The 6,557-nt window shown below is 69.7% G+C and carries 6 protein-coding genes; 2 read left to right on the top strand and 4 right to left on the bottom strand.

The features are described from left to right. Positions 1-99 precede the first annotated feature (99 nt). On the bottom strand, positions 100-978 hold the full coding sequence (locus tag AWC16_RS17665) for a 1,4-dihydroxy-2-naphthoate polyprenyltransferase (RefSeq protein ID WP_085266029.1): 879 nt from the start codon (positions 976-978) through the stop codon (positions 100-102). Positions 979-1,063: 85 nt separating this feature from the next. Between AWC16_RS17665 and AWC16_RS17660 the strand changes: the two genes are divergently transcribed. Next, complete coding sequence (locus AWC16_RS17660; protein WP_085266028.1) at positions 1,064-1,840, top strand: S-methyl-5'-thioadenosine phosphorylase; 777 nt, start codon at positions 1,064-1,066, stop codon at positions 1,838-1,840. Here the strand turns inward: AWC16_RS17660 and AWC16_RS17655 are convergent. Then, positions 1,816-3,288: a DUF7937 domain-containing protein gene (locus AWC16_RS17655; RefSeq protein ID WP_085266027.1), complete on the bottom strand. Its 1,473-nt coding sequence runs from the start codon at positions 3,286-3,288 to the stop codon at positions 1,816-1,818. The two genes, AWC16_RS17660 and AWC16_RS17655, sit on opposite strands and share 25 nt — an antisense overlap. Before the next feature lie 117 nt (positions 3,289-3,405). Here AWC16_RS17655 and AWC16_RS23975 point away from each other — a divergent pair, with 117 nt between their 5' ends. Then, positions 3,406-5,088 (top strand): DUF7159 family protein, encoded by a 1,683-nt coding sequence (locus AWC16_RS23975; protein ID WP_085266026.1) that lies wholly within the window; start codon positions 3,406-3,408, stop codon positions 5,086-5,088. Positions 5,089-5,111: 23 nt separating this feature from the next. On the opposite strand, the gene menE is transcribed toward AWC16_RS23975, so the two are convergent. Both menE and AWC16_RS17640 read right to left on the bottom strand, forming a co-directional pair. Continuing rightward, positions 5,112-6,203 carry an o-succinylbenzoate--CoA ligase gene (gene menE, locus AWC16_RS17645; RefSeq protein WP_409370701.1) on the bottom strand — a complete coding sequence of 364 codons (1,092 nt, stop codon included), beginning with the start codon at positions 6,201-6,203 and terminating at the stop codon, positions 5,112-5,114. Between the two features lie 47 nt (positions 6,204-6,250). Beyond that, positions 6,251-6,553 (bottom strand): DUF3349 domain-containing protein, encoded by a 303-nt coding sequence (locus AWC16_RS17640; protein ID WP_085266024.1) that lies wholly within the window; start codon positions 6,551-6,553, stop codon positions 6,251-6,253. Positions 6,554-6,557: the final 4 nt, after the last annotated feature.

Here is a 6,557-nt window from a genome sequence, read left to right as displayed (position 1 = left end):
ACCCCGTCTCGTGACCCATGCAGCACCGACCCCTTCCTGGTCAGGTGTTGCAGCGATCACTTGAGTCTGAGGCGAGTGCATGGCCTGGTGGGCGCAGAGTCAAGCCAGGGACAGCGCCGCCGCCTCCACGATCGCCCACACCAGCATGGCCAGCCCGGTGTCGCGCAGCACCGGGATCAGCGCGGCGCCGCCGAGTCCGGAGCGCACTGGTGCCGCGGCCCGCAGCGCCAGTGGAGTGGCGAGCAACCCGGCCGCACACCACGGGGTGGCCCGCATCAGGACCAACGTCAGCACGCCGGCCAGCGCCAGCAGCAGTTGAAACAACACCCGGGTGCGGGCATCCCCGAGGCGTACCGCCAGCGTGATCTTGCCGGCCGGTCTGTCGGTGGCGATGTCGCGCAGATTGTTGGCCACCAGCACCGCCGACGACAACGCGCCGACACCCACCGCCAGCACCCCGCCGACCCAATCCACCCGCAGCGCCTGGGTGTACTGGGTGCCCAGCACCGCCACCAGACCGAAGAACACGAACACCGCGATCTCGCCGAAGCCGGCGTAGCCGTACGGCTTCGACCCGCCGGTGTACAGCCAAGCCCCGGCAATGCAGGCCGCGCCCACCGCCAGCAGCCACGGCGCGCTGAGCAGCGCCAGCGCCAAACCGGCCAGCGCGCCCACCGACAGCGCGGCGATCGCCGCCGCCAGCACCGAGCGCGGGGCCGCCAGCCGCGAGCCCACCAGCCGCACTGGACCGGTCCGGTCGTCGTCGGTGCCGCGGATGCCGTCGGAGTAGTCGTTGGCGAAGTTCACCCCGATGATCAGCGCCACCGCGACGGTCAGCGCCAGCAGCGCCTTCCACCACACCGCGGCGCCGAGCCAGGCCGCCGCGCCGGTTCCGGCGATCACCGGGGCGATCGCGTTGGGCAGGGTGCGGGGACGGGCGCCGGAGATCCACTGTGCAAAGCTGGCCTTTTCAGACATGGGCACGATCCTTGCACGCGGGAGGAGCCGAACTTGCCCGGCGCTGACGATGCGGAGCGGAGCGACGAGGAGGAAGCGGCGCGATATGTTGGGCGTGATCGGCGGTAGTGGCTTCTACTCGTTCTTCGGCGACGATGCGCGCCGCGTCCAATGCGACACCCCCTACGGGGCGCCCAGCGCGCCCATCACCATCGGCACTGTTGGCGGCCACGAAGTGGCGTTCCTGCCCCGGCACGGCGAAGGGCACGAGTATTCGGCCCACACGGTCCCCTACCGCGCCAACATGTGGGCGTTGCGGGCACTGGGGGTGCGCCGGATCCTCGCACCGTGCGCGGTCGGCAGCCTGACGCCGGACCTGCCGCCCGGAGCGGTGGTGGTGCCCGATCAACTGGTCGACCGCACCCGGGACCGCGCTGACACCTACTTCGACGACGGCGGTGTGCACGTCGAGTTCGCCGACCCGTACTGTCCGACGTTGCGCACCGTGGTGACCGGCCTGCCCGACGTCGTCGACGGCGGAACCATGGTGGTGATCCAGGGGCCGCGATTCTCCACCCGGGCTGAAAGTCAATGGTTCGCCGCGGCCGGCTTCCGGCTGGTCAACATGACCGGATATCCCGAATCGGTGCTGGCTCGCGAATTGGAAATGTGTTATGCCGCAGTAGCTCTGGTCACCGATCTGGACGCCGGCGTCGATGTCGGCAGTGGTGTGAAGGTCGTCGATGTGTTCGCGGAGTTCCAGAAGAACATCGAGCCGTTCAAAGCGTTGGTGCACCAGGCCATCGAGCAGATCGATGAAGAGCGCACCTGCACGCACTGCCTGCCCCACGAAGGCATTCAGTTGCCGTTCGAACTGCCCTGACTCAACTCGCCGTCCTCGGCCGGCTCGTCGGCGCCCCGATAGATCTTCGGCCCGCCCGCGGGTGACACCGGTGCGGAACCCGGCGACCGGAAGATACGCGGAGTGCCGGGTTCACCTGGTTTGGGACGGTCGTCGGCGGGGATCTGGAACCGGCCGGCGACGATCGCCACCACCAGGCCGCACAGCGCGAGTCCGCACAGCACCACATCGAACGTGCTGGTGATCTGTTGCGCGAATCCGTTGCCGTACACCGGGTTCGCCAGCGCAGCGGCGCGCTGGGGGTCCGCGAGACGAGGCGCCAAACCGACGCCCACCACGACGCGGGCGATCGTGAAGCCGAACAGGAGCGCGCTCACCGACCAGATGGCGGCCGCGGGCAGGGCGCGATTGCCCAAGTTGATCCGCAGCCAGACCGCGATCACCGCGGTCACCACGTCGAAGGACGCCATCACCGCGCTGTCATACGGCGAATACGGAAGGTCCAAGCCGACCGCGACGATGAGGTCGTCGATACGCATGAGTGCCGACCCCAGGCTCCAGATGATGATGAGTAGCAACGTGTTACGGGTCGCAGCCAGCCAGGTGGCCGCGAAGGTGTCACGTGCCGCCGCCACCGCGAACAGTGCTGCGGCGGCCACCCAGGCCAGGTATCCCTCGAAGCCCACCCCCGCCGTCGAGGTGTTCTGCGCGATGCCGTGAAAACCGTCGATGAGACGGCCCACCGGCAGTGCCCACACCAGCAGTCCGGCGAGCAGCGTGGCGCCGCCCAGCAGGATCGTACCGAGCTGGGAGGCCTTGTCCCGCCGCAGAATCCACCGTGACGCGGCAAGCACGGTGATCCAGGCGACTGCGCCGTACACCAGGGCGGTCACGATGATCGCAACGTGCTGCTTGCCGAAGCCGCTCGCCGAGTCCGCATCGGGGAGGGCGTAGCGTACGCGCCAATACAGGTTGAACAGCACGCTGAACGTGGCACCGGCGATCGAGGTGTAGCCGAGGATCCGGACCGCGCGCCGCCATACCCGCACGGGTCCGTCGAGCACCGGCTGCGCGGCCAGTAGTGCGCCGGTGACTCCCAGCCAGGCACCCGGGCCCACACCGCCGGGCGGCCGGGAGCTGCCGCCGTATCGAATGGTCTGAACGACATCGGCAGCCACCACGCCGAGCGCCAATATCAGGTACGGCGCGCTGAGCAGCAGACGCAGCCGTCCGGCGACGGCAGGGTCGGCGTGTGCGCTCAAGATCCCCCAGGGTCCGGCGTAGGTCGCGACGACCGCTCCCAGCGCGAGCACCGTAGTGGCGGCCAGCACGGCCATCAGCCGGATATCGCTGGCGGGAACTCCGAAACCGAGGTACAGGCTCCATGGCAACGCCGGCGCGGCGCACAGCAGCACCGTGGCGGCTACATCGCGGCCGATATTCCAGCTCCTGGTCGACTCGGCGATCACCTGCTCACCATAACCGCGGAGCGGGCGAACACCGCTGATCAGCCAAGATTGCGCCGGTCGGTTGTCGGTTCGCGCGGCTAGACTGGCGAATCGAGCGGCCGCGGAAGGAGGCGCGCAATGGATGTCGCGCTGGGGGTGTCGGTTACCGGCGCGCTCGCCCGGCTGGCGCTGGTCGAATCGGACGCCTACGGGGATGCCGTGCTCGATGAGTCGATGCTCGATCTGACGCAGAATCCGGTCGAAACGCTGGCCGCGACGGTCACCGGCACACACCACGCGCTGGCCCAGGAAGGCCACCGCCTGGCCGCTACGCGGCTGTGCTGGTCGGATTCGGAACTGATGGCAGAGCTTCTTGGGGCCCTTGCCGAGGCGGGGGTCGACAACGTTACCGAGCTGCCCCAGGCCCGGTCGGCGGTCGCGTTGGCGCGCAATGCGTCAGGCGAGGACGGCGAGACCACGTTTCTGTCGGCCCCCGCCGCAGACGCGACGATGGCCGCACCCGCGCAGCCAGAGGGAGGCCCGGCGGATGGAACCGCCACCGCGGTGACACCCGCGGTTGAGGTGGCCGAGTCCGAACAGCAGCTCGCCTATTCCATGACCGACGACGATTCCGAGTTGCTGCCGGTGGAGTACGCCGAGGACGAGTACGGCGAGTACGGCGACTACGACGACGAGACTCAGGAGTTGGAGGCATTGCGGCCACCGGTGGGTCGCGCCCTGCTGGTGGCCAGCTCGGTCGGGGGCCTCCTGGTGGCAGGATCCGCGGCGCTGGCGGTGGCCGTGACGATCGGGATCCGTCCGACCGCCGCAACCACCCAGTTGCAGCCTCCGGTGGTGGCGCAGCCGCTGCAGCCTCAACCGGTACCGGGCAACTTCATGCCCGTGCTGCCGGCCCCGAAGCCGGTTCCAGCCCCTGAACCGGTTGTAGCCCCGTCGAATCCGGTGCCGGTAGCACCCCCTTCGGTGGTTGCGCCGCCTGCCGTGGTCCCGGTGCAGCCGCCTGCTGCGCCCGCGCCGCCGGCGGTCATCCCGGTCCCGATTCCGGTGCCGATCATTCCCGGGCCTATTGGAGGCGGTGGTGGTTGGCTGCCCGGCTCGGGCGGTGGCGGTGGTGGGGGAGGCGCCGGTTCGGGCGGGGGAAACACCGGCGGCGGTCATTCCGGTGGCGATGCCGGTTCGGGTGGCAACACCGGTTCGGGTGGAAACACCGGTTCGGGCAGCGGCGGTTCCGGCGGAAGTAATTCCGGCGGAAGCGATTCCGGCAACGGTGATTCGGGCGGAAGCCCTTCCGGTGGTAGCGGATCCGGCAGCGACGATGGCACTACCGGTGGCTCCGGCAGCAACCCCGGTGGATCGAGCGGGTCTGACGACAGCAGCCCCGGTGGTCATTCCGGGGGGTCGGGCGGCACGTCGGGCGGGTCGGGCGATACCGGTTCGGGCAGTCCCGGATCGGGTGGTGAGCCAAGTGGACCCAGCACCGGTGGTTCGGGCGACAGCTCAGGTGGTACCGGGTCGGGTGGTACTGGGTCGGGTGGTACTGGTTCCGGGAGTAGTCCCGGCGGTTCCGGTAACAGCTCCGGCGGCGGCAGCGGTTCGAGCGACGGTTCCAGTGGCTCGGGTGGTGGGTCGAGTGGTGGCTCGAGTGGGGGCTCCAGTGGTGGGTCGAGTGGGGGTTCCAGTGGTGGTTCGAGCGGAGGTTCCGGTGGCGGCTCGGGCGGTGGTTCGAGCGGAGGTTCCAGTGGCGGGTCCGGTGGTGGCTCGGGCGGCGGTTCCGGTGGCTCCGGTGGTGGAGGCGACTGACAACACCGTTCGCCTTGCTCGGCTCAGTCAGTAAACCGACGCGCCAACGCTTTTCGGTCCAGCTTGCCGATCCCGCGGCGGGGCAGCTCCGCGACGATGTGCACCTCGCGGGGTGCCGCCGTGGCATCGAGGGATTCCGCGACATGGGCGCGCAACGACTCCAGTGTCGGTGGCGTCGCTCCGGCGACCACCACCGCGGCGGCCACTCGTTGGCCCAGCCGGTCGTCGGCGATTCCGAATACCGCGCAGTCGGCCACCGCGGGATGGGTCGACAACACGGCTTCCACCGGCCCGGGCAGCACCGTCAACCCACCGGTGCTGATCGCATCGTCGGCGCGGCCGAGCACCGTCAGCCGCCCCGAGGGATCCAGGGCCCCAACGTCATCGGTCTGAAACCATCCCGGCTCGGCGAACGGGTCCGGGTCGACGGGGTTGCGGTATCCCCGCGCCACGGTCGGCCCGCCGACCTTGATCCGCCCGTCGCCGCCGACGCGCACCGCGACCCCCAACAGCGGCACCCCTTCGTAGACACAGCCGCCGGCGGTCTCGCTCATACCGTAGGTGCGCACCACGCGCAGGCCGGCGGCCGCCGCCGCGTCCAGGATCGGTTGCGGCGCCGGGCCTCCGCCCAGCAGCACGGCATCCAGCTCGGCCAACGCGGCCGTCGACGCCGGATCCGTCAGTGCCTTGGCCAGTTGGGCGGCGACCAGCGAGGTGTAACGGCGCCCGGTCCCGAGTGCGGCGACCGATTCGGGGAGCTGCGCGATATCGAACCCCGTCGCAACATCGAGCTGTACCGGGACGGTGCCGGCCAGCAGGCTGCGCACCAGAACCTGGATTCCGGCGATGTGGTGCGGTGGCAGCGCCAGCAGCCAGCGTCCCGGGCCGCCCAACCGATCGTGAGTGGCGTTGGCACTGGCCAGAAGTGCGTCAGCGGTCAACAGCGCACCCTTGGGGGTTCCGGTGGTTCCCGACGTCGTCACCACCAACGCGATGTCGTCATCGATGGGTTCGTCCACCCGCAGCGCGGTCAGCATCGATGGATCGGTGTCGGGGACCACGGGCGTCAGCGCGGCGTCGTGGCCGTCCAGAACCCCCTGCAGGGCGGTCAGCAGCGTCGAGACGGCATCGCCGGGTGGGACGACCAGCGCACGTAGGCCGACTATGGGGTCCCTCCGCTGGTGGGGGCGTCGTCCAGCAGCCAGCCCTTGGCCGCCAACCGCTCTCGCACCCGGTCGACGTCTTCCTGTGCGGGCAGCTCGTTGGTGAGGCGGGCGATCAGCACCCCGATGTCGATCTGGTCGAACTCGCCGCGGCCGATCAGTTCACCGGCGACGGCCTTGACCTCGTCGTTGGTGAGCCGCCGGGACAGCAGCGCCAGCAGCGGGACATAGTCGTTCTGCGGGACACCGTCGGGGTACCCGGCGCGCAGCCAGGCGACGATCGAGGTAAGAAATTTGTTCATACTG

It is taken from the genome of Mycolicibacter longobardus, assembly GCF_002102265.1.
GTDB lineage: Bacteria > Actinomycetota > Actinomycetes > Mycobacteriales > Mycobacteriaceae > Mycobacterium > Mycobacterium longobardum.
The sequence above is the reverse complement of the archived record's forward strand: the minus strand, read 5'-3'. Positions and strand labels throughout refer to the sequence as shown.